19 protein-coding genes are annotated in these 24966 nt (G+C 45.6%); 15 read left to right on the forward strand and 4 right to left on the reverse strand.

The genetic code is table 11. From position 1 onward, the window contains the following. The first annotated feature begins 29 nt into the window (after positions 1-29). The 12 genes from GWO68_RS07245 to GWO68_RS07300 all read left to right on the forward strand — a co-directional run bounded on the left by GWO68_RS07245 (position 30) and on the right by GWO68_RS07300 (position 16189). Positions 30-1151: a muconate/chloromuconate family cycloisomerase gene (locus GWO68_RS07245; protein ID WP_162345758.1), complete on the forward strand. Its 1122-nt coding sequence runs from the start codon at positions 30-32 to the stop codon at positions 1149-1151. 3 nt (positions 1152-1154) lie between these two features. Then, positions 1155-1451, forward strand: coding sequence for a muconolactone Delta-isomerase (gene catC, locus GWO68_RS07250; RefSeq protein ID WP_162345759.1), 297 nt, complete (start codon positions 1155-1157; stop codon positions 1449-1451). Positions 1452-1499: 48 nt separating this feature from the next. Then, positions 1500-2423: a catechol 1,2-dioxygenase gene (gene catA, locus GWO68_RS07255; RefSeq protein WP_162345760.1), complete on the forward strand. Its 924-nt coding sequence runs from the start codon at positions 1500-1502 to the stop codon at positions 2421-2423. 120 nt (positions 2424-2543) lie between these two features. Further along, positions 2544-3353 (forward strand): 3-oxoadipate enol-lactonase, encoded by an 810-nt coding sequence (gene pcaD, locus GWO68_RS07260; RefSeq protein WP_162345761.1) that lies wholly within the window; start codon positions 2544-2546, stop codon positions 3351-3353. A 7-nt stretch (positions 3354-3360) separates the two neighbouring features. Beyond that, on the forward strand, positions 3361-4710 hold the full coding sequence (locus GWO68_RS07265) for a 3-oxoacid CoA-transferase (protein ID WP_162345762.1): 1350 nt from the start codon (positions 3361-3363) through the stop codon (positions 4708-4710). A gap of 83 nt (positions 4711-4793) precedes the next feature. Next, on the forward strand, positions 4794-5291 hold the full coding sequence (locus tag GWO68_RS07270; protein WP_162345763.1) for an FUSC family protein: 498 nt from the start codon (positions 4794-4796) through the stop codon (positions 5289-5291). 6 nt (positions 5292-5297) lie between these two features. Then, positions 5298-6506, forward strand: coding sequence for a 3-oxoadipyl-CoA thiolase (gene pcaF, locus GWO68_RS07275; protein ID WP_162345764.1), 1209 nt, complete (start codon positions 5298-5300; stop codon positions 6504-6506). Positions 6507-6537: 31 nt separating this feature from the next. Beyond that, entirely contained in the window at positions 6538-7071 is a 534-nt protein-coding gene (locus GWO68_RS07280; RefSeq protein WP_162345765.1) for a TetR/AcrR family transcriptional regulator, read from the forward strand. Positions 7072-7328: 257 nt separating this feature from the next. After that, a complete protein-coding gene (locus GWO68_RS07285) occupies positions 7329-8309 on the forward strand; it encodes a helix-turn-helix domain-containing protein (RefSeq protein ID WP_162345766.1) in 981 nt (326 codons plus the stop codon). Between the two features lie 788 nt (positions 8310-9097). Next, on the forward strand, positions 9098-13999 hold the full coding sequence (locus tag GWO68_RS17920; protein WP_162345767.1) for an HYR domain-containing protein: 4902 nt from the start codon (positions 9098-9100) through the stop codon (positions 13997-13999). A 5-nt stretch (positions 14000-14004) separates the two neighbouring features. Further along, on the forward strand, positions 14005-14997 hold the full coding sequence (locus GWO68_RS07295) for a PorP/SprF family type IX secretion system membrane protein (RefSeq protein WP_162345768.1): 993 nt from the start codon (positions 14005-14007) through the stop codon (positions 14995-14997). A gap of 16 nt (positions 14998-15013) precedes the next feature. Next, complete coding sequence (locus GWO68_RS07300) at positions 15014-16189, forward strand: OmpA family protein (RefSeq protein ID WP_162345769.1); 1176 nt, start codon at positions 15014-15016, stop codon at positions 16187-16189. Positions 16190-16759: 570 nt separating this feature from the next. Here GWO68_RS07300 and cphA read toward each other — a convergent pair. Then, entirely contained in the window at positions 16760-19390 is a 2631-nt protein-coding gene (gene cphA, locus GWO68_RS07305; protein WP_162345770.1) for a cyanophycin synthetase, read from the reverse strand. Positions 19391-20336: 946 nt separating this feature from the next. On the opposite strand from cphA, the gene GWO68_RS17800 reads away from it, so the two are divergent. Both GWO68_RS17800 and GWO68_RS17805 read left to right on the forward strand, forming a co-directional pair. Further along, positions 20337-20570 carry a response regulator gene (locus tag GWO68_RS17800; RefSeq protein WP_235941978.1) on the forward strand — a complete coding sequence of 78 codons (234 nt, stop codon included), beginning with the start codon at positions 20337-20339 and terminating at the stop codon, positions 20568-20570. A gap of 27 nt (positions 20571-20597) precedes the next feature. Beyond that, entirely contained in the window at positions 20598-21011 is a 414-nt protein-coding gene (locus tag GWO68_RS17805) for a response regulator transcription factor (RefSeq protein ID WP_235941979.1), read from the forward strand. Positions 21012-21029: 18 nt separating this feature from the next. On the opposite strand, the gene GWO68_RS07315 is transcribed toward GWO68_RS17805, so the two are convergent. Next, positions 21030-21332: a hypothetical protein gene (locus GWO68_RS07315; protein ID WP_162345771.1), complete on the reverse strand. Its 303-nt coding sequence runs from the start codon at positions 21330-21332 to the stop codon at positions 21030-21032. Positions 21333-21812: 480 nt separating this feature from the next. On the opposite strand from GWO68_RS07315, the gene GWO68_RS07320 reads away from it, so the two are divergent. Further along, entirely contained in the window at positions 21813-22154 is a 342-nt protein-coding gene (locus GWO68_RS07320; RefSeq protein ID WP_162345772.1) for a hypothetical protein, read from the forward strand. Between the two features lie 87 nt (positions 22155-22241). On the opposite strand, the gene GWO68_RS07325 is transcribed toward GWO68_RS07320, so the two are convergent. Next, the gene (locus tag GWO68_RS07325; RefSeq protein WP_162345773.1) at positions 22242-23150 is read right to left on the reverse strand and encodes a S66 peptidase family protein; all 909 of its coding nucleotides are present in this window, start codon (positions 23148-23150) and stop codon (positions 22242-22244) included. Positions 23151-23691: 541 nt separating this feature from the next. Then, positions 23692-24933, reverse strand: coding sequence for a threonine ammonia-lyase IlvA (ilvA, locus tag GWO68_RS07330; RefSeq protein WP_162345774.1), 1242 nt, complete (start codon positions 24931-24933; stop codon positions 23692-23694). Positions 24934-24966 lie beyond the last annotated feature (33 nt).

The following is a 24966-nucleotide window of genomic DNA, read 5'->3' on the forward strand; positions in this document are numbered from 1 at the left end:
TTTGGATGTATACTCGTACAGCTAATTACATGGAAGACATAAAGATAGAACGGATTGAGGCTGTTATTGTAGACCTGCCTACGATACGCCCGCACCATTTGTCGATGGCTGTGATGCGTAACCAGACGATGGTAATTGTGCAGTTGTTTTGCAGCGATGGCATTGAAGGAATTGGTGAAGCAACAACTATAGGTGGATTGAGCTACGGAGAGGAATCGCCGGAAGGAATGAAGCTGACCATCGATACCTACATTGCCCCCTTGTTACAAGGCAAATCTGCACTGAGCATAAACGCTATAATGGCTCTGCTGGACTATCATATCAAGGGCAACAACTTTGTAAAGTCTGCCATCGAAACAGCACTTTTAGATGCACAGGGTAAACGACTGGGTGTTTCGGTAGCTACCTTACTGGGTGGCGCTGTAACCAAAACCCTACCTGTGCTCTGGACCCTGGCAAGCGGCGACACGGAGAAAGATATTCAGGAAGCACAGACCCTACTGCAAAGTGGCAGGCACAAAGCTTTTAAACTCAAAATAGGCCGTAACGACTGGAAAACCGATGTAGCCCATGTGGCTGCCATTAAAAAAGCGGTTGGTCCGGATGTAATGGTAACTGTTGATGTGAACCAGGCCTGGGCCGAAAGTATAGCCAAACAAGGCATTGCCCGCTTACAGGAAGCCGGCATCGACCTGATAGAACAACCTATCCTTAAAACCAATTTCGACGGCCTCGCCCGGCTGACCCAATACTTTACAGTGCCCATTATGGCTGATGAAGCTGCCGGAACTGTGTCGGACGCCTTTAAGCTTGCAAAACTGGCGGCGGGCAGTGTGTTTGCTTTAAAAATAGCCAAAGCAGGCGGGCTGATCAACATCCAGAAGCAGGCAGCGATAGCACAGGCAGCGGGCATTAGTCTGTATGGTGGCACCATGCTGGAAGGCACTGTTGGTTCTGTAGCTTCGGCACATGTTTTCAGCACCCTACCGAAGTTGGATTGGGGCACCGAGCTCTTCGGGCCGCTATTGCTCACCGACGATATCGTGAAAACCAGGCTAAACTATAGCAACGGCGTGATGGAAATTCCGCAGGGGCCGGGCTTAGGTATTGAGCTGGATATGCAGCAGGTAGAAAAGTATAAAAGAAAATAAGCTATGATATTTCATGTACACATGACCGTGAACATCCCCCTAGATCTGGATAAGACCTATGTGGATGACCTGAAAGCAAAGGAAAAAGCACTCTCGCAGGACCTGCAGCGGCAGGGCAAATGGACGCACATCTGGCGCATTGCCGGTAAGTATGCCAACATTAGCATATTTAACGTAGCCAGCGCCGGCGAACTGCACGACATCCTTATGTCGCTCCCGCTTTACCCTTTTATGCAGGTAGAAGTTACCGCACTTTGCCAGCATTATTCTTCCATCAAAAACGAAGAAGAAGCTCACTAACCAAGCACCTTAAAACAATCTAAACTATAACTCTCAAACTTTACGACCATGGAAAGAAGTCAGATAGACGCCGTTATCGAACGAATTAAATCCACTGAGGTGCAGGGCCATGGCTCTGAGCGCATCAAAGAAATTGTGAACCGCCTTACCCGCGATCTGTTCTATGCCATCGAGGACCTGGACATTCAGCCGGAAGAGATATGGAAAGCTGTAGACTGGCTTACCTTAACCGGTAAAAACAACGAATGGGGACTGGTAGTAGCCGGCATAGGGCTGGAGCATTTCCTGGACCTGCGCATGGACGAAGCAGAAGCCAAAGCTGGTATAACAGGCGGAACGCCAAGAACGATAGAAGGGCCGCTTTACGTACCGGGTGCACCGGAATCGTTTGGTTACGCCGAGCTAGAAACAGAACCGGAAGTAGGTGGTGAACGACTGTACATGCAGGGGCAGGTGCGCGACGAAGATGGAAAACCGGTACCAAACGCGAAAGTGGAAGTATGGCATTGCAACCTCAAAGGTATGTATTCAATTTTCGATTCGTCTCAGCCGCCATTTAACCTCCGCCGGGCCATCATAACCGATGAAAATGGCAGGTACAGGTTCAAGAGTATTTTACCGGTTGGCTATAGTTGTCCTCCGGGTGGCGCTACCGACCAGCTACTGAAAGCTATTGGCCGCCACGGCAGCCGTCCGGCCCATATTCACTTTTTTGTAACGGCTAATGGTTACCGCAAACTCACCACGCAGATCAACATTGAAGGCGACCCGCTTATCTGGGATGATTTTGCCTTTGCCTCCCGCGAAGAACTGGTGCCGCACATTACCCGCTACACTGCTGCCGAAGCCAAAGAGAAATTCAACATAGACGAGCCGTTTGCTTCTATAGATTTTGATTTTGAGATACACAAAGAGAAGGAAGGGGTCTTTTCAGCAGATATTCATCGCACACATGGGGTAGCACAGGCTTAAGGCTAAAGGGAGATGAATTTATAGTTTACAGATTCATCTCCTTTACTTACCTGCAAAACTAAAGAACACCGGCAGTGCGCCCGTAAAAAGTATAGTTCTAAAGTAGAATTAAAATAACCTATGCCAACTATAAAAATAGCTGATAACGAGTGCTTTTATACCTTTCAGGAGGAGGGGCATGACGATACCATTGTGTTCTCAAATTCGCTGGGCACTGACCAGAGCATGTGGGATAAAGTAGTGGAATATATAAGCCCGCACCTGAATGTGTTGCGCTATGATACACGTGGGCACGGGCAAAGTTCTATACACTCTGACAAGGTAACTATAGCTGAGCTGGGCCAGGATGTAATTGCCCTGCTGGACCATTTAAAGTTAGGCAAAGTTTACTTCTGCGGCTTGTCTATGGGCGGACTGATCGGGCAATGGCTGGGCATTCATTACCCGGAGCGCTTTAAAAAGATCATTATCGCCAACACTGCAGCCAGGATCGGAACAGAAAACGGCTGGAACGCACGTATAGATCAGGTAAAAGAACATGGCTTGCAAAGTATTTTAGATGGAACGGCACAGCGCTGGTTTACCCCTGAATTCAGGGAGACGCATAAAGCTATAGTTGATGCCGTGCTGGAGAAATTCGAGCAGACATCGTTGCAAGGATACATTGCTAATTGCGCTGCCGTGCGCGATGCAGACTTCAGGGAGGAACTTCCAAACCTGCGCGTACCTACCCTTATCATCAGCGGCACCCTCGACGAAGTAACCACACCAGCTGACGGCGAATTTATGGCTGCCCGCATACCCCGAACCCGGCACGTGCAATTACAAGCCAACCACCTATCCAGTGTAGAATTGCCTGCTGAGTTTGCCAAAAATGTACTGTACGCTACTAAAAACGAGGGTGACTTTTATTTGAAAATTTACAATTGATATAGACATGAAAGCGGTACCACAAATAAGCCTGGAAGAAGCGGTTGCTTTGGTAAAGGATGGCGATATATTGCTTCAGGGTGGTTTCGGGATGACGGGCAACCCCGTGCACCTGATGCATGCCCTTGCGGAGACCAACACAAAAAACCTGACTTTTATCGGGAACAACGTTGGCGAAGCAGGCATTGGCGGCGGCAAGTTGCTGCGCAACGGGCAGATCAAAAAGATGATCGGTTCATTTTTTACCAGTAACCCGGAAGCGGTAAAAGCGGCTCAGGAGGGCAAGGTAGAATACGAACTGTTGCCACAAGGCACCCTGGCCGAAGCCATACGCGCAGGCGGCGCTGGTATTGGTGGTTTCTTTACGCCCACATCAGCCGGAACAGAACTGGCAAAAGGTCGCGAAACGAAAGTGATCAGGGGAGTAGAGCAGGTTTTTGTGGAAGGCATACGGGGTAACGTAGCGTTTGTGCGTGCCTGGAAAGCTGATACCGCCGGCAACCTGACCTACCGCATGACAGAGCAAAACTTTAACCGCGCCATGGCCACCGCTGCAGATATTGTGATAGCAGAGGTAGAGGAAATTGTGCCTGTTGGTGAGATTGCTCCGGAGCATGTGCATACGCCGGGTTCTTATGTAAACTACTTGGTGCAGGCCACCCTAACGCCGGAGGACTTAGGTTCCTCCGCCTCTGTGGACTCTTCCCGGAAAGTAAGCGAAAGACGCATGAACATGGCTAAGCGAGCTTTAAAGGAACTGAAGAAAGGCGATGTGGTTAACCTGGGCATTGGTATACCGACCTTGGTGGCCGACCTGATCACGCCTGAAGGTGGTATTGTAATGCACACCGAGAACGGCATGCTGGGCGTTGGTCCGGTGCCGACCGACGGTGGTGGCGCAATGGATTACCCGGTTAATGCCGGCAAAATTCCGGTTACAGCCCTGCCCGGTGCGAGCTATTTTGATAGTGCTGATTCGTTTGCCATGATACGCGGACGACATGTGGACATTGCCGTAATGGGCGGACTGGAAGTTGACGAAAAAGCTAACCTGGCCAACTGGGCTGTGCCTGGCCAGCCCTTGCTGGGCGTGGGTGGTGCCATGGACCTGGCTTCGGGCGCTAAAACCCTCATCATCACCATGACCCATACAAACAAAGATGGCTCACCTAAAATCGTACCGGTCTGTAACTTACCCTTAACTGCCCTCAAAGCGGTAGACATGATCATCACGGACCTGGCTGTATTTAAGTTTATTGATGGCCAGCTAACCCTAACTGAACTGATGCCGGGCGCAACTTTAGAAGAAGTTCGGTCAAAGACATCCGCAAAATTTAAAGAAGCACTTTCGGTATAAAACTAAAACGAGCGCTGTAAATGAAACGGAGAGGAATTGATAAGAAACTATAGCTAGGCGAACTATAACACATAACCCAACAAATGGCAGCCAGAAAGTATAGTATAGATGCTGACATGATCCTGTACATTGTACGGTGTACCATAGGTTTCCTGGTTGGCTATACACTATACCAGGCTTTTCCGCAGTATGAACTATACTGGACAATACTTTCGATCCTACTTGTGCTGTCTCCGGAATTAAAGGATTCGCCTAAGCTTACCGTTGAGCGTGTAAAATCTAACCTGATCGGCTCCAGTGTTGGCCTTTTTTGTTTTGTGTTGCCAGTGCCCGAACTAGTAATGATGGTGTTAGGTATAGTCTTCGCCATTTTTGTATGCCATTTATTTAACCTGATGAATGTGGCCCGTACAGCTGTGGTGGCGCTTATAATAGTTGTGATCCATGAGCAGGAAACCATGACCTATTGGGTAGCGGTAGAGCGCTTTTTATCGGTAACGCTGGGTTGCCTTATCGGGCTTGGTATTTCCATGGCTACCTCCTTTTTATCTGCTAAACTAATCAAGAAAACAAACCCGTAATAAACCATGAGCAAACAAGCCTATATCATAGATGGAATCAGAACCCCGATCGGCAACCTGGGCGGGGTGCTGTCGCTGGTGCGCACAGACGACCTGGCGGCAATAGTCATTCAGGAGTTGGTGAAGCGTAACCCAAACATCCCAAAAGAAGCAGTAGATGACGTGATACTTGGTTGCCACAACCAGGCCGGCGAAGACAACCGGAACGTGGCACGTATGGCGTTGCTGCTTGCCGGCCTGCCGGTAACTGTACCCGGCGAAACCGTAAACCGCTTATGCTCTTCGGGTATGTCGGCTATAATTAATGCGGCCCGGGCAATAAAGGCAGGTGATGGTGATGTGTTTATTGCCGGGGGCGTAGAGCATATGACGCGCGGACCACTGGTAATTTCAAAACCAAGCAAAGCTTTCGGCAACGACTCGCAGATGTACGATTCTACTTTTGGCTGGCGCTTTGTAAACCCTAAAATGAAGGAAATGTACGGCGTTGATCCGATGGGCATGACTGCCGAGAACCTTGCCGAGATGTACCAGATATCTCGCGAAGACCAGGATAAGTTCTCTTACCATTCTCAAATGAAAGCTGCAAAAGCACAGCAAAACGGCACCTTAGCTGAAGAGATCATGCCTGTAACGATACCGCAACGAAAAGGGGAGCCGGTTATAGTAACTAAAGATGAATTTGTAAGGCCCAACACAACTATAGAAACCCTTGCCAAACTAAAGCCTGCTTTTAAAACTGATGGAACTGTAACGGCCGGAAATTCTTCGGGTTTGAATGATGGGGCGGCAGCTACCTATGTGGTTTCGGAAGATGCGGTGCAAAAGTATAACCTTACACCGATGGCCCAAATTGTTAGTTCGGCAGTGGTTGGTGTGGAGCCCCGCATTATGGGAATTGGCCCTGTGCCGGCTACAAAAAAAGCATTGGAAAAAGCTGGCTTGCAACTGGAAGATATGGACATTATTGAACTGAACGAAGCTTTTGCTGCCCAAAGCCTTGCCTGTACCCGTGCTTTAGGTTTGGCAGACGACGACCCCCGTGTGAACGTGAATGGGGGCGCCATTGCACTGGGCCACCCGCTGGGCATGTCGGGTACGCGCATAGTATATGCGGCTGCGCTTTCGCTTAAAAGGCAACAGAAGCGTTATGCGCTGGCTACCATGTGCGTAGGCGTAGGGCAGGGGTATGCTGTCATCCTGGAGAGAGTTTAATTATAGTTTTCAGGTATTGTGAGTGAGTGGCATGAACAGAAAGGAAGCGATATTAGATGCTGCTTTAACGTTGTTTACGGAGAATGGGGTTCGGGCAACTTCCACCAAATCTATAGCAATGGAAGCCAATACTTCCGAGGCACTTATCTTTAAACATTACGGCACAAAAGACCAGCTACTCGAAACGATTGTTAAGAAAGCTTACCAAACCGCTGCGCTCGAAACCAACCATTACCTGAAGGGACTGTCATCGAGTGGTTATATCAGCAAAATGATCGAACTGCCGATACAGCTCATACACTCCAACCCGGACTTCTGGCGCATGCAGTACAAAATTATAGCGCTAAACCCCATCGCATCACGGTACCACGAAAATTTTATGGCGCCCTGCCTGCTCCGGCTCACCACATGTTTTAAAGACCTGAACTATAGCAACCCCGATCTGGAAGCAGAATTGTTGCTAGTTCACATTGACGGTATCTGGAAATATTTTGCCGCACACCAGCCGGGCGAGGCAAAAGAAAAAGCCTTTGTGCAGCTATTAAAGCAAAAGTATAACCTGTAACTATAGGTAGCTGTTCTGTTACGAAAAATATACCTAACCAGAAACGCTCTAAACATCATTTCGCCTTTGGTAAGAATTAATTTTAATGATGCTTCTTACTTTTATGGTTGATACAGAAAAGTGCAGTACAGCATAATAAATTAACTAACTATACTATAGTTGGTTGACTAACCTGAAATATGACTTATATTTACAAAAGATAGATGTAAGCCATAGTTGGTTTTATAGTTCACTACTGTTCTAACCTAGCTCAACTGATGCCCCGCAAACCGATACAACACATACCAGTAAATCCGGATGATATTGCTTATATACTTGGCCTGTTATCGATGCATCATACTATAAGCGGGGAGTTGCAGGATGAGTTTTATAAACATGCCATTGCAGTGCAACTAAATATAGGCCAGCACCTGCTTTACCAGGGAGACAGGTGCAATTACATGTATTTTATACGGGAAGGTGCGCTGATGGCTTACTCTATGCACAAGCAAAAAAAGATAACCACTTATATTTCCGTAGAAAATGAATTTGTGAGTTCCTTGTCGGGGCTTTATGGCGAACAACCCTCCCGCGAAGCTATAGTTGCCATAGAGCCAACGTTGGTTTTAGGCGTGCACACCGATATTTTGCAAGGCTGGTATCAGCGGTTTTTCGATCTCAATTATGTTATCCGGCAAGTGTATGAAAACTATTACCGCGATGCCCAGGAACGAACGCACGTAGTACGAGTAGGTGATGCTACCGAACGCTACCTGTATTTTGTGAAATCAAAGCCAGGCTACATCGATCGCCTTCCGCTGGACTGTATCGCCTCTTTCCTGGATATGAAACCTGAAACACTTTTACGGATAAAAAAGCAGGAACAGGTCAGCAGGCCAACTCAGGAAGCAGAAACTTTGCTGCAACGGGTAACACAGTTTATAGAGGCATCGGAGTGTTTTAAAGAGAAAACTTTGAAAGTGAATGACCTTGCCATACGATTGGATATTCCTGCTTATAAACTATCGCAAGCGCTAAACACATTTGCTCAAACCAGCTTCAACGACTTTGTAAATAACTACCGCATAGCTCACCTGAAATCGCAATTAGAGAAAGTCGGTATTCTGCAGAACTATACAATAGAAGCATTGGCTCTACAAGCTGGCTTCGCCTCGAGAAGCGGCTTTTACAAGGCATTTAAGAAAACAGAAGGAATCAGTCCTAAAGAATTTCTTGCTGCGTCAAAAGCTATAGTTTAAGAAGACCCTTGCGCGTCGGCTTTTGTAAGTCTGTTGTAATAACTTACTTTAAAAGGTAGGTTAGCTAAAAACAGAACTATAGAGTCTGTAATCAGGTAGATCTCAAACTATATACACAATCCTTACAGCAATACAACAGCAATATCAATCTGTAATTTTATGTTTATTTATTGCATTTAAACATCTGGTCCTCACTATTTTCTGCTGTATAAAGAGTTACATTTCTTCAAGAAATATTTGTGTCCGTTTTTAATCCGAGACAAATCAGTACAATTCTGTATTGGATTGACGCTATCTTAACCTGTAACTTGCACAATGATTTTGATGCGCTAATACCAAGGTATAATTAAAGTATATAGCTTTTGCTGAAGCCGAACTATAGGTTGGTATTTGTTAAGCTAACAGGTTGAAATATATCTTATTAGTATCAGGATTCTTGACTTTTTAAAGTGTTAGAACTATAGCACTTCCCGCTTATCAGCTTCCATTATAACTACCGAAAACAATGAAATTAAGCCTGCTTCTGCTTATAGTTGAAGCTTTTTGAGTTCAATACCAGATTTCAATTTATAGCCAAACCTTTACACCCTCTTTATGAAACGATTTGCTGCCCTCTCTGCAGAGTGGGTCTGTGCGAAAGCTGTTACCATATTACAGCTGTCATTTAAGAAACTGCTATCCTTTGCAGTAAGGCATAACCCATTTGCAACAGTAGTTTATGTCGCCTTAAAAAGGAGCAAACTACTATATCTTCCTTCTAATAAGTAATCAACAACCAATCTTTTTATATGAAACAATTTTACATGCAGCTATCTGTCTGGTGGGGTTATCTCCAATCCCGTGGATTTGCAAAACCAAAAGGGCTATTCCTGGTCCTTGCTTTCTTGTGTTCTATGCTCAATGCGCAGGCACAGCAGACGTTTACTTTTGACTATACTGGGAGTATAGTTGAGTGGACAGTGCCAGCTGGTGTGAATCACATCTCAATTGAAGCAAAGGGCGCTCAAGGTGGTGATAATATTGCATTAAGCGGTGCTGGCGGGAAAGGCGCTTATATGAAAGGTAACTTTATAGTAACTCCCGGACAAGTATTAAGAATAGTTGTTGGCCAAATGGGGCAAAAGGCTACCAGTGGTAATCAATACAATGGAGCTGGTGGTGGTGGTGGTGGTAGTTTTGTTTGGGTCGATAACGAAGCACAGCCACTAATTGTAGCTGGTGGTGGCGGTGGATCAAGCCTACAGAATAATGGCGCGCCCCATTATCTGGGTAAAGATGCAGTGATTACTAACAATGGAACAGGTAGTAGAAGCCATGATGTTAGCAATGATTCTCCTGGAGGGATAAACGGAAATGACGGTACAACTTTAACTGCATCTGGTGGTAAAGGATGGAATTCTGTTAAATTAGATCCATCAGGTACATTAGCCGGAAATTATGGTGGTCATGGAGGATTTGGTGGAGGAGGAGGAGCAGGCCGTATTTCTCCTAATTCTTGTAACTACTTACACATTGCTGGTGGGGGCGGAGGATACTCTGGAGGAGGCGCGGGAGGACAATGTTATTACTTTGGCGGCGGCGGAGGTGGTTCTTATAATTCTGGTACAGAGCAAGTTAATTCTGTTGGAGCAAACCCAGGAAATGGTAAGGTTGTTATAACGAATTTATATTCTGCATCTATTACAGAAACCAAATCCATCTCATGTGCTGGCGACGCCACTGGCGAACTTACCGCTACAGTTTCAGGTGGCACTGCTCCTTATACCTATAGTTGGTCTCCATCTGGCGGTACAGGTGCTGTTGCCAGTAACCTAACTGCCGGTACTTATACTGTAACGGTAACAGATGCGCTTGGTGCAGTAACCACTGCTACCAAAGAGATTAAAGTAAATGATACAGTAGCTCCTAAAATTACAGGCACAAAAGTGATTAATGTTCCAGCCGGGCAGTCAGCTAACTGGAATATGTATACATATAATTTCACTGATCCGCTTCCGGCAGGTGCAGTTGTTACAGGAGTAACACTTGCTTATTCAGGTAACGACCAAGGATGGGGTGGAACAGGTGCATGGGCCAGAATGATAGTTTCGGAGACGCACATTGGATCTAGCCAGTTTTTTGGTAACAGCCAAAACTTCACGATAGAGTACAAGGGGGCATTACCACAGTATGTATATGGTGGAAATAACTATATGCGCATGGATTTTGACACTTGGCCGGGTTGGGTAGCTTACTTTCACGGCGGTACCATGACTATTCACTACGAGATTGCAACGCTTCCAGACGTTACAGGTCAGTGCTCAGCTACGGCAGTTGCACCAACCGCTACTGATAATTGTGCGGGTACAATTATTGGTACAACTACCGACCCGTTAACGTACAACACCCAAGGCACACACGTAATTACCTGGAAGTTTGATGACGGCAATGGTAACATTACTACAGCTACACAAAATGTAATCATAGCTGATAAAACCAACCCAACTATAACGGCACCAGCTACAGTAACAGTAAACACTGATGCAGGTAAAAACACGGCATCGGGTGTAGCGTTAGGCAACCCGGTAACAGCTGATAACTGCGAACTTGGCACTATTACCAACAATGCACCGGCTACGTTCCCGGTAGGTAACACCACTGTAACCTGGACCGCAACAGACAAAGTTGGGAACACGGCAACTGCAACGCAAATAGTTACAGTTGAAGATAAGGAAGCACCGGTACCAACTATAGCTACCCTGCCAGATGTAACCGGTGAATGCGCTGCTACAGCTACAGCTCCAACTGCCACCGACAATGTATCGGGCAATGTTACAGGTACAACTACAGATGCGCTAACTTATAGTGCACAGGGTACTTATACCATCACTTGGACTTATGCCGATGCGGCTGGCAACAAAGCTACGCAGCAGCAGAAGGTGATCGTGAAAGACATTACCAAACCAACAGTTGTTACCAAAAACATAACCGTTAACCTGGATGCGTCTGGTAATGCAACCATCGCGGCTGCTGATGTAAATAATGGTTCATCTGATAACTGTGCCATTGCTGCCAACGGCTATAGTTTAGATAAGACCAGCTTTACATGCGCGAACGTTGGTAATAATACCGTAACCCTAATGGTTACAGATGCTGCCGGTAACACAGAAAGCAAAACAGCTATCGTAACGGTTAAAGATGTAACTGCCCCGCTTGCAAAAGCGAAGAATATCACCGTTCAACTGGACGCAAACGGTGCGGCAACTATAGCTCCGACTATGGTAGATAACGGTTCATCAGACCTATGCGGAGCCGTAACATTAGTGCTTTCTAAAACTACATTTGACTGCACAAATCTTGGTACGAACACAGTTACTTTAACTGTAACAGATGCAGTTGGAAACGAAAGCACAACAACAGCTACCGTAACTGTAGAAGACAAAGTTGCCCCGCTGGCAAAAGCGAAGAACATCACGGTTCAGCTGGATGCAACTGGTAACGCCACTATAGTTGCTGCCGATGTAAATGACGGTTCAACTGATAATTGCGGAATCAAAACTATAGGCCTTTCTAAATCTACTTTCGATTGCAGCAATGTTGGCGAGAACACAGTTACTTTAACGGTTACAGATATCAGCGACAACGTACATGATGCTACAGCTATAGTTACTGTAGAAGACAGAGTAGCTCCGGTAGTTATCACCCAGAACATCACCGTTCAGTTAGATGCAACTGGCAATGCTACCATCACGGCAGATGAGATAAACAATGGCAGCACGGATGCCTGCGGAATTAGATCTGTGAGCCTGAGCAAAACTGCTTTCGATTGCGCTAACATTGGTGCCAATACCGTAACCCTGACCGTAACCGACAACAACGGAAACGTTGCTACCAAAACGGCTATAGTTACTGTAGAAGACAAGATTGCTCCGATAGCGATTACCAAAAACATTACTGTAAAACTGGATGCCACCGGCAAGGCAACTATAGTTGCTGCTGATGTAAACAACGGCTCATCGGATGTTTGCGGAGATGTAACGTTAGGTATTGATAAGACGAATTTCGATTGCTCTGACATCGGCGAGAAGACAGTAATACTTACTGTAACAGATCGTAGCGGAAACTCTGCTGCTGCAAATGCAACTGTAACTATTGTGGATGACCTGGCGCCGGTGGTAGCTACGCGTAACATCACCGTACAGTTGAATGCAGAAGGTAAAGCAATTATAACTCCTGCCATGATCGACAATGGTTCTGCAGATAATTGCAGCATTGGCAACATGAAACTGAACCAGACTGAGTTTGCGTGCGGTGGTACGACTACGGTAACGCTAACCGTAGAAGACGTGAACGGAAACGTTGCTTCAGGTACTGCTATAGTAACCGTAGAAGACAAAGTAGCTCCGGTAGCCAACACCAAAAACATCACAGTAGAACTGGATGAAACAGGTAAGGCAACTATAGTTGCTTCGGATGTTGAGAATGGCTCAACAGACAACTGTGAAATTGTTTCTTACGAACTTAGCAAAACAGCGTTTGACTGCAGTAATGTAGGTGATAATACGGTAAACCTGATTGTTACTGATAAAGCTGGTAACACAGCCATGGCTGCTGCAACCGTAACTATAGTTGACCACATCAAACCAACTATAACTGCACCTGGTGATATCGTACTGGATGTAGATGCTGGTAAAACAACTGCTTCTAATGTAAACCTGGGAACTCCGTTTACAGCTGATAACTGCTCGGTAGCTGATGTGTACAACGACGTACCTGCTGGCTTCCTGTTCCCGACGGGTACAACTATAGTTATCTGGACAGTTTTGGACAAATACGGCAACAAAACCACAGCTACCCAGACTGTAACTGTGCGCCGCGATATAGTAACCGTAACTCCTTCGGCAACTATAAATGTGCCAATCAGAACGGCCTATGCTTCGTTGCAATTGCCTGCCAATGTAGCGGTTACTTACTCTGATGGTAGCACGGCAACACATGGTGTAAACTGGGCGCAGGGTAACTATAACGGACTGGTTGCTGGTAACTATAGCTTAACTGGTACACTTGTACTTACCGATGGCATCACGAACACAACTGGCCTTAAAGCAGCTATTACCGTGGTAGTGGAGCCAAACAAAGTGCCTACCGCGCTGGCATTCAGTGCTACCACGTTTGCACCTAATGCGCAGCCAAACGACGTGATCGGTACACTTACCACTACTGACCCGGATGACACAGAGTTTACTTATGCACTGGTAGCAGGCACTGGCGATACAGATAATAACCTGTTCCAGATCATCGGCGACAAAGTATACCTGACGTCTAACAACGGCTTGTCCGGCCAGATCAGTTACACGATCCGTGTTCGTAGCACAGACCCTTACCAGAACACTATCGAGAAGTCCTTTACCCTGACCAAGTCGGCTTACGCTACGCCGGTAGACAAGCTGAAGATCGTGAATGCATTCTCTCCGAACGGTGACGGCATCAACGATACCTGGACGATACCGGAACTGCGCTTCTACAACAACGTGGAGGTAGAAGTTTTTGACCGCTCTGGTGTACGCCTGTTCCATACCACTAATCCTGAAATGGCCTGGGACGGACGCAGCACAAACGGACAGATCCTGAAGGGCGCTTTCTTCTACATCGTGCAGGTAAAAGACATCAACCTGGTGAAAAAAGGTGTTGTTACCATTCTTAAAAAGTAATTAAAATGAAAAAGATATATATAACCATAGCCCTTGTGGCTTCTGTTCTGGGCGCCAATGCCCAGAACAGAAAACATGTGGCCAACTTCTCGCTGTTTCAGCAGTATTTTAACCCGGCCCTTACCGGTTACGAAGGCTCGATGGTAAAGACCTATTACCGCAACCAGTGGACCGGTTTTGAAGATGCACCCAAAACTATTTTTGCATCAGCAGAGCTGGATATGGCTGACCTGGCATCCTGGAAGAAAGACGGGTTACTGAAAACCAGCGAAGCCGACAACTATAACCGCCAGCTGGAAGCCAAACACGCTTTTGGCCTGGCCGTGCTAAACGACCGCTTCGGACCTTTTACAGAAACACAACTGCACCTGAGCTACGGTACACGCGTGCGCCTTTCCGAAAAACTGAGTTTACGTTGGGGAGCTGCCGCTACGTATAGTTCGCAGCAGCTGGATGCCAGCAAACTTACCACCGACCAGGAAGGCGATCCGGAGTTTGAGAATTTTAACGGGCAGACAGCTAAAATAGGCAAGTTTGATCTGAACATGGGCCTGATGCTGACAGCTGAGAACTTTTACCTGGGTTACGCCATGCAGGACATCCTGAAAGGTAAAATGACCACCGGAGACGATTACCTGAACAATAGCTTTCCGCAGCAGCACGTGGTGCAGGCCGGTTACCGCACAGCCCTTACCGAGCAGGTTGGTATAGTTGCCAATGGTTTGTACCGCTATGATGACAAACTGGAAGAAAGCATGGAAGGCCAGCTGAAGGCTGTGTACCAGAACATGCTGTGGGTAGGTGCCGGTTACCGCAAAGACCTGGCTTACTCTTTCCAGGGAGGCGTGCGGTTAAGCCAGCTGCGCCTGGGCTATGTATACGAATTGCCTACTGCTGATGCCAAATACATGGATAAAACCACAAACGAGATCATGGTAACCTATAACCTGGTACCGGTAAAGTATCCGAAGTATGGCAAAAAAGTAACGATCTGGTAACCTGTTAATAAAGACAATGAAAAAGATAATCTATACCATCGCCTTTTTACTGGCAACCGGAACTATAGCACACGCCCAAACACCCTTAAAAGAAACCGGCACCGACCTGGCCGATTTTATTTTGCTGGAAAATGACGTACTGCTTTATGCCCGCAAAGAAACCGACGGCCAATACCTGTATACGGAAAAGCGCGGCGATGCAACAAGTGCTAAAAAGGAACTGGTGCTAAACACAGGAACTATAAATGCACTGGTAGGCCGCAGTGTAGCAACAGGGGAGTACTATGTGTACCAGAAAAATGGTCGCAACCAGGAAGTAATCTCGTTTTATAGTTATAAAGAAGGAGCTTTTGATAAAACAGGTGAACGCAGCCTCCCGAAACTGAAGAACCATTCGCAGAACCTGGGCCTTTTCCTGACAGAGGACAAAAATACCATGGTAATATCGGCGGAGCTGGGTAAGAGCCGCGGCTACGAAGACCTGTATGTAAGCCAATGGGAAAACAATCGCTGGACAAAACCTAAGAACTTAGGAAAATCAGTAAATACCCGCCAGGCAGAGTTTGCTCCTTACATGGCCAATGATACCTTGTACTTTTCAAGAATGGAGGAGTCGGAGGCGTACAACTATAGCGCAGGATTTACGGCGAACGGCCAGGCAGGCACACCCGCAAAGTTGGAGCCGGTTGTAAATGCAACTGGTACATACAATGCCTACTACAAAAAAGTGAACGAGCGCCAGATGTGGCTCTCAGCCTCTACCGACAATAAACCTTTTCATACGGCTTACCTGTTAGAGAAGCCTGCGCCTGTAGCAGAGGAAACTATAGTTGCTGAAGAAGTAGTAGAGGAAGCACTGCCGGCTCCGGTTGTTAAAACAAAAGCAGCAACACCAGGGCTAACATTGCCTTTTGCTTTTAACAGTATATACATGAACCTGGAGAATGTTTCGGCGCTGGCCAGGTTCTTAAACCAGCAGCCTGAAGGTACTGCCTTTGTCATAAAAGGATATTCTGATGGGTATGGAACTGCAGAAGTAAAAGAGAACGTAAGCCGTCGCCGAGCTAGGTTAATTCAGCAGTACATCGAAAAGTATTTCCCTGCCAAGAACTTTACTTTGGAAGTTGAAAACGAAGTGCGCAGCGAAAAAGGACAGGCAAATCGTAAAGCCGAACTATACCTGATGCAGTAAATACAAATCTAATTTTTTCTGAAAAGGCCCTGCCATTGGTAGGGCCTTTTTGTATTTGTAGTAAAGGCAGTTTTACTTAACCTATCGCATTTCTAACTTGCCCATGCCTGTTCAACAATGCATCCTGGTTCCGTTTGCTGTTGGGCCGGCTTTCATACCCTTTTGTAAAGTCGCCCCCATCGTAAATACACTTTTCCGGAAACAAACTTAGGCATCATATCCATTGATTTACGCAAGCTTAACCCTATATAAAATGCTTAGCTAGTATGGCTAGCCGCTTAGTCTATAGTTAGTTTTTCTTTCATTACCGGGTGAAAGCTGCAGTAATAATTTGCATTCTTTTTTACAACCATTTTCCAAGGAGCTGCCGGTAGCCAATGCAGGCGATTTCCATAACTTGCCCGAGGGAGCCTTATTCCCTGTAAAGAAATGATATAGCGTTACTTATCGTAAACCGGACTGTCCTGCAACTATAGTTCACAGTTTTTAGCTGGTACTGGTTTGATATACCAATGTCTAACTATAGCTTTCGCAGTAATCAGTCCTTTTCGGGTTATGCCATAGTTTACTTTATTTTTCTGCGTTTTGCTCCCGGTGCTGTATTACCCTGAAATTCTCCACCATTTTCACGGCTTCACCTATATCTTCGGAGAAGAGGGCGATAAAGGCGTTTTGCGGGGCATACTCGATAGCGTAGGCCAGTGCGCTCGACTCCTGTTTTATTTCTATAGGTTCCAGTTCGGGTTTTACTGTAAAGATGCCTTCTTTTAGCAGGTTGTTTATTTCTTCGCCTGTGCGGCCACGCAGGTCTTTGTCCTGCCTGATGATGATCTCATCGAAAATTTCGGCTGCAATTCTCCCAACCTGCCGCATGTCTTCGTCGCGCCTGTCGCCAACTCCTGCAATAATGCCTATTTTGGGGTGTGCATTTGTGTTTTTAATAAAATCGCCGATGGCCTCCATGCTGGCCATATTGTGGGCATAGTCAATCAGCACTTCTACTTTCGGCAGTTTAAACAGGTTCATGCGGCCAGGAGTGGTTTCGTGCGAAGGAATAAAAGTGCGCAGCGCCGTTTTGATCTCGCTTATTTCCATGTGCGAAATATAAGCTGCTAAGGTAGCTGCCAGCACATTGTAAATGTTAAAGCGGGCTTTACCTCCAAAAGTAATCGGTATATCGGCTACGCGGTCTACCCTTATTTTATAGGTGTTCTTGAATATAGAGATGTAGCCATCCTCAAAAACAGCTGCCAGCCCGCCTTTAGATATGTGTTCTGTAATGCGTGGATTGTTTTCGTTTAAACTAAAGAAAGCGACTTTGCAACGCAGCCCGGTCGCCATGTCAAACACAAGGTCATCATCTGCATTTAAAATAGCGTAGCCTTCTGAGCATACCGTTTTAGGAACCACCGCTTTTACCTTGGCCATGTCTTCTACGGTATGTATATCGCCAAGTCCTAAATGGTCTTCAGATACATTGGTCACAATCCCGATATCGCACTGCCTGAAGGCCAGGCCCGAGCGCAACATACCGCCACGGGCAACCTCCAACACCGCATAGTTTACAGTTGGGTCTTTTAACACAAACTCACTGCTATAGGCGCCGGTTGTGTCGCCTTTTATAATTTTTTTGCCCTGTATGTAAATACCGTCGGTTGTGGTAAAGCCAACTTTATGCCCTTTAAAGTTAAGGATGTGCGATATAAGGCGGGAAGTAGTGGTTTTGCCATTGGTACCGGTTACGGCTATGATCGGGATGCGGGACGGGCAACCATGCGGGAAGAGCATATCGATGATCGGCTCAGCTACGTTGCGTGGCAAACCTTCGGTAGGGGAGATGTGCATGCGCAGACCAGGTGCTGCGTTTACTTCAATTACAGCTCCTCTTGTATCAGGCAAGGGTATGGCAATATCGGATGTCATGATATCGATGCCGCAGATATCCAAGCCAATAATACCGGCAATGCGCTCGGCCATTAATACATTATAGGAGTCAACTATATCTGTAACATCGGTAGCGGTGCCACCGGTACTTAGGTTTGCCGTTTTCTTTAAGTGCAGTTCTTCCCCGAAACCAAGTATAGTTTGCAGGGTAATTTCCTTCTCTCTTAAAATACTGCGCGTTACACGATCTACCTTAATGTGAGTGAGTTCTTTTTCGTGGCCTACACCGCGGCGTGGGTCTTTATTTACCTGGTTTATTAATTGCCTTATAGTTGAAACGCCATCACCAACAACCATGGCCGGGGTACGTTTGGCAGCGGCCACAAATTTTCCGTTTATAACGAGCAGCCTGTAATCAAAGCCCTGTATAAACTGCTCTACCATTACAGCCTGTGAGTAGCGTTGTGCTTCGGCAAAGCCTTTGGCAGCATCCTTCCAGTTTTGTATGTTAATGCTGGCACCCTTGCCCTGATTGCCATCCAGTGGTTTGGTAACGATAGGATAATCCAGGGCGTCGATCGCTTCTTCCAGCTCCCGTAAACTATAAACAGTTCTGCCTTGTGGTACTGGTATGCCGGCTTCTTCTAGAATATCCTTGGTCATGTTCTTATCACCTGCATTTTCTACCGCAAAAAAGGAGGTATTATTGCTCATGGCTGCCTGTATACGCTTCTGATAAATACCGTAACCCAGGTGTATATGGCTTGTTTGCCTGTTCTGGATGTAGGGGATGTTCCGGTTTATAGCTTCCTGCACAATAGCTTCTGTAGTCGGGCCAAAGTATTCATCTTCGCGTATCTGGTGCAGTTTGGCTACATCCTGAATAATACTTACTTTTTCGTTTCTGGCTAACGCTTCCGTTATGCGTACTGCAGCTTCAGCGGCATAGGTTCCGGCACGTTCCTCCTGGTAAGAGAAAACTATAGTTTCTACACCTGGCTGACCGTTGGCATAACGTCTGCCATACCCACAGTTCATGCCGGCCATCGTTTGTAGTTCCAAGGCAATGTGTTGTACAACTTTGCCTAATACTGTTCCTTCCTCCAGTAACCTGATAAAGCCACCTTCGGTGCCTGCTGAGGAGCGGTGCTTGTACATGCCCGCAAATAACTTCTGTATTTTTTGTGACAGGTTAGGAATTTCATTGGTCTGCAGGTGCTGCAGCTCTTCCATATCCAGTTTTAACACAATTATTTTAGGATGCTTTATAGACCAGTAGTTTGGCCCACGCATTATTTTCAGTTCGAGGATCTTCATAAAGATTTTAAAATTGACTCTTTATATACAGCTGTTGTTAGTTATAGTAGGGTAAATCTTGTGGCAGGAACATGCAAAATGGTCTACTTAACTATACGGACACCGGCAACAGGCATCAAGCCAAAAAATGGTAAATACGTAATAATGCTTCCAGATTTAGTAGCTAGTAATATATACTAAGTATAAATACTGAAATAAATAGAGGCTACACTGAACAGTAAGCTGAGTTTATACAGGACTCGTTTTAAGAATTTTGACTTTCTGTTGTTAATAGAAGAACCATTAATTGCTTCTGACGTGATCCGGTATTAAACAAAAAGCCATGCAACAGGCGTTGTTGATAGCCTGAACGGAAATACTATGGTTAAGCTAAATGCAACAAGTCGGAGGCTTGGCTTATAGTTGAACTAGGCCTGTACAGTTAAGAAAAGTATATGCACAGCCTAAAAACGCGACAAATACTTACGCAATGGCATAAACCTGTATTTGTGAGTATAAAGCCTGTAATTAGATGAAGCAAGGTAGCCGGAGCACGAGGGTAAGTCGTAAATTAGTCTATAAACTTTCAAAGAACCTATAACCCGGAAACGTGCTGTAGGATCACCCTTGAAAACAGAGAGAAACCATGGCCTAATAGGTGCTGAGGCTGGTTTCTCTCGTTTTTTGGGCTATAGTTTGTAAAAGAGTTTGTAGACTGAAAAGGTAATCCTTCTATAGTTTGCGTATACTTTCAGGAGGTGGTTAACTATATGCTGACCTGCTACTTTTTGCCTACATTTGATCTTACTGCACAGGAAATAAAACGCATTTAAAGTCAGAAAGCATTTTTTTGAGAAACTGGAAGAACAGCCTTCTGAATACTTATAAATTGCCAGGCTTTTGAATAAGCTTTGCAACCAAAAATACCTGTCAAATTATTCTGTTATCCATAAACTATAGTACGCACATGTCAGAACAAAAGCCCGTTAGAGTTATTATAACCGAAGATCATATGATATTGCGGCAGGGACTTAGAATGTTGATGAGCGAAGACGATGAAATAGAAGTAGTAGGAGAGGCCGGCAACGGAGTGGAGTTGCTGGAGATACTTGCCCAAATACCCACCGATGTAGTGCTGATGGATATTAACATGCCCGGTATGGATGGTTTTGAAGCCACCGAACGTGTAGTAAAGGAGTAACCGGAAATTAAAGTTATTGCATTATCTATGCTGAATGCGCTGCCTTATGTGCAAAAGATTATGAACAATGGTGCATCGGGTTACCTTTTAAAAACAACTGGCAAAGATGAGCTCCGCTCGGCTATAAAATTAGTGGCGAATGGTACCAACTATATCTGTAGCGAGCTTTCCTTAAATATGCTTTCTAACACTATGTCGTCAGTGGCGGCGAGAAATGAAAAGGTAGAACAGACCGGGCTGTCGAAGCGCGAAATTGAGGTATTGACTTTAATTGCGGAGGGCTTTACAAATGCTGAAATTGCAGATAAGCTTTTTACCAGCAAGCGAACGATAGAAACCCACCGCCAGAATATACTGGAAAAGACTGGTGCCAAAAATACAGCCAATCTTATAAAGTATGCCATCAGCCATAAGATCATAAACATAGAGGCCGCAGAGTAACAAGTTTACCTTTTCTGTTTAACTTTTAAGGTCATCTGCTTTCTGCGCCATGCGCTCCAGGGTACCATGGGCATTCAGCAAACTCTTAAGCGTAGTATAATCGTAGGTGTTAAAAGCGATGCCGGCAATGTCAGAAAAGAAAATCTGCAGCGTCTGACGCAGGCCTTCTGAAAGGTCAATAGCATTCGATATTCCTGTATCTGCAGGTAATGCCTCAACCAGTAATCCGGTAGCAGTAACCTTGGTAACAAACGATTCAATTGTACCTTCGGTCTGTTTCTCTTCAAATTCCTGAAGCAGTGCATGTACCTTCTCAACCATTAGCCTTCTGTATTTAAGTAAGTCTGGCCTGCAGCAATATTTCTGTAAGCTTATCTTAAAAATACAACTAAGAAGGTAGTCTTACATCAGTAGTATTATTGAAACGGAGTGGTATAAGTGCTTAACTTTTGCGCGCAGTTTTGTTTATTCTAACCAGGTATAGTATTGCATCAGGTTTGTAGTGTTGGCTGCAAGTAATTACGTACAGGGCGGTGTAAAACCCTTATTATGCTGCTTTAAGTTGGTATTTATTGTTACTTCTGTGTGCCTGCTGCATGGTCCAGCGTATAACTGAACTGTTTTATTACTTTAAACGGACAGCCAGGGATTTCAGGTTGATTGGTTACAGGATATGGGCCTAAGTGAAACTATAGTTTAGCTACAAGTTTAGTTACTTCGGCCCCCGATCTATAGTTGAAATTTCTGGAGCAACTTGTAAACTTTAGGCGTCATTACAGGACACCGGAAAATAAATTAAAAATGAATACTGCACAGACCCGGCTTGTAGAAGAACTGCAAGAACTTTCGCTTGGACTAAATGAAAGCAACACCCTTATTTTTAAAGAGGTTAACGGGACTTTGCTATGCCAGTTTCTGATGCACGGTCTTGTATGTCATACTGTTACAGTTACCTGCGAACTGCTTGCAAAAGCGCTCTGGCAGATCAGCAGTATGGGCATTATAGATGGTGCTGATTTTATGATCTTTAAAAACGTCTTCGATAAGTTCTCTTTGCACCTGAAAGCCAGGCAGCTTTACACCGAGCTTGGGGTACAGCAACCTGATCTGAATATTGAACTGCAGAACCTGTTGGTAGCTTAACTTCCTATAGTTTGATTAGCCGTTACCTGCTATAGTTACTCTATTTATTTTGCTATCGGAATGCCAGCAGTTAACTATAGCTCTGGCTTACTGCGTTTTAAATTCTATAGTTGTAGCTTTTGTAGTAACTGTTAGTTGTACAGTAGCCCCGAATATGAGTGCTTTGTTCACGTTACCATGCCCGGCCGGAAAGCCAAAACAGATCGGGAAGTCATAGTCTTTCAAAACATCCATAAATATCTGTTCGGAAGTTTTTCCTAACGGTGGATCATCTTCTTTAATGTCAGTCAGCTGGCCAACTATAAGCCCTCTCAGGTATTCGAACTTGCCCGCCAGCTTAAGCGAAGTAAGGTAACTGTCGAGCCGGTACTGGTGCTCACCTACTTCTTCCAGAAACAGTATGTTGCCGTTCGTTTTTACATCAGACATGGTCCCCTTAGCATTGCAGATAACACTTATAGTTCCGCCAACTAAAACGGCTTCGGCTATACCCACCCGGTTTAAGGGATGTGGTTTTACCGTGTAGCTTAACTTCTCACCAAATAATGCTTTGCGCAGGCTTTCCCACGACGCTTTTTTATACCCATCTTCCAGGTCAGCAGCCATAGTTCCCTGAATAGAAGCCGTGCTAAGTATGCCTTGCAGGTGCGTGTGCAGAAACGTGGTGTCGCTGTAACCAACTATCCATTTAGGTGCATACTTAAATTTATTGAAGTTTACTTTTTCCAGCACTTTCATGATGCCGTAGCCGCCCATCGTTTCGAAAACAGCTTTTATCTCATCATTGTCCAGCATTTGCTGCAGGTCATTTTTTCGTAGCGCATCAGAGCCTGCAAAGCTTCCTTTACGTGGCCCGATCGATTTACCTAAAACTGGTTTCAAGTCCCAATCTTTCAGTATCCGGACAAACTCATCAATATATGCTTGCACAGTATAGTTGCTGGTGCTAACTATACCAACTTTATCGCCAGCCTGCAGAAAAGGAGGAAGTACCATACGCTTTATGCTTTCGGGAATTAACGAATTGCCTGGATTATGTGTTTTACCAGAAAACCCTACCAGATCAAGATATTTTATTTATCCCATTACTTCAGTGTATAAAATGATTCTATATCAGTTATTCTCTTGTAGCTTCTAGTCCTGACATTGAGAAGTTAACATGCTCTAAAAAATTACATACAGATAACTTCAATCTTTTAATATTTAACAATTACCGGGGCGGACAAAAGAAGCGGTGAGAGAAAGTGGTCAAGTGACAAGCCTGGATAGTATAAGATAACACCCTGATGTGCTTGAAGATTTTCTTTTTACTTCTCTGTTGCTTTAGTAACAAAACCTGCTTATTTTCAATAAATAAGCAGGTTTTAATTGGTAGTCATCTAAACCAAAGCATCAAACTATAGAACTGTTCCAACAGGGATTTACCCTTTTGGGAAGGACTAATTTCGATTTAAATTATTGGTATACCAGTTATGCAGAACTCTTCTTTTTTGAATTTTAACTGCCTGCGTTACCTGTAAAGATTTAAGATTTGCAACTATAGCGCTAACAGGCTAAACAGGCTTTGCTTGTTATTCAGGTAAACGAAGGTGTAGCCATTACGCAGCATTTTTTTCTCCACGAGCTCAAAGTGCTCTTTCTCTTTTACCTCAATGGCAATTACAACGGCGCCTGTCTCGCGGCTGTGTTTTTTTACATACTGGAAGTAAGTGATGTCGTCTGTCGGAGTCAGGGTGTTATCCAGAAATTCGCGTAAGGCTCCGGCCCGCTGGGGGAAGTTCACCACAAAGTAATGCTTCAGACCCTCGTACAATAAGCTGCGCTCTTTTATTTCTTCCATCCGGGTAATGTCGTTGTTGCTGCCGCTAACCACGCACACCACATTTTTGCCTTTTAATGCTGGGGCGTAAACTTCCAGGGCTGCAATCGTAAGGGCTCCGGCGGGTTCCACTACCATCGCTTCTTCGTTATACAAACGTAACATGGTGCTGCATACCAAACCCTCGGGCACCGGTACTACCTCATGCAGCCTGCTTTTACAGATCTCAAAAGGAAGATCACCCACACGTTTCACCGCAGCACCATCTACAAACTTATCAATCTCCTGCAAAGTAGTGTTCTCACCATTTTGGATGGAAGTCTGCATCGAAAGCGCACCCTGGGGCTCCACACCAATTATCCTGGTTTCCGGGCTCAATTCGCCAAACACCGTGCATATACCCGCCGCCAAACCGCCGCCGCCAATCGGGACAAACAAATAATCGATGGGCGCTTTGGCATCAGCCAGTATTTCGAGGGCAACTGTGCCCTGGCCGGCAATAACCAGTTCGTCATCAAAAGGGTGGATAAAGGTCATCTGGTTTTCTTCGCAATACTGGCGGGCCATACCCGAAGCATCATCAAACGTGTCACCTATCAGCACCACTTCCACCTTGTCTTTCCCAAACAATCTTACCTGTTTCACCTTCTGAGATGGGGTAGTCTGGGGCATAAAAATAACGGCCGGGATATTCAATTTCCGGCAGGCGTAGGCTACGCCCTGCGCATGATTCCCGGCACTGGCACATACCACGCCCCGGTTCCGGTCTGCGTCAGAAAGCGATGCTATTTTGTTGTAAGCGCCCCGCAGTTTGTAAGAGCGTACAGGCTGCAGGTCTTCTCTTTTCAGGTAAACCTGCGCCGAAAATTCCTCGCTCAGGTTGTTGTTTCTGGTGAGGGGCGTGTGCAGGGCTACGCCTTTCAGTGTTTCCCTGGCCTCGTAAATTGTTTGTAGCTGCATGTTACGTTCGATACTAAAGGATGCCAGGCACTC

It is taken from the genome of Pontibacter fetidus (assembly GCF_010119545.1).
Taxonomy (GTDB): Bacteria; Bacteroidota; Bacteroidia; order Cytophagales; family Hymenobacteraceae; genus Pontibacter; species Pontibacter fetidus.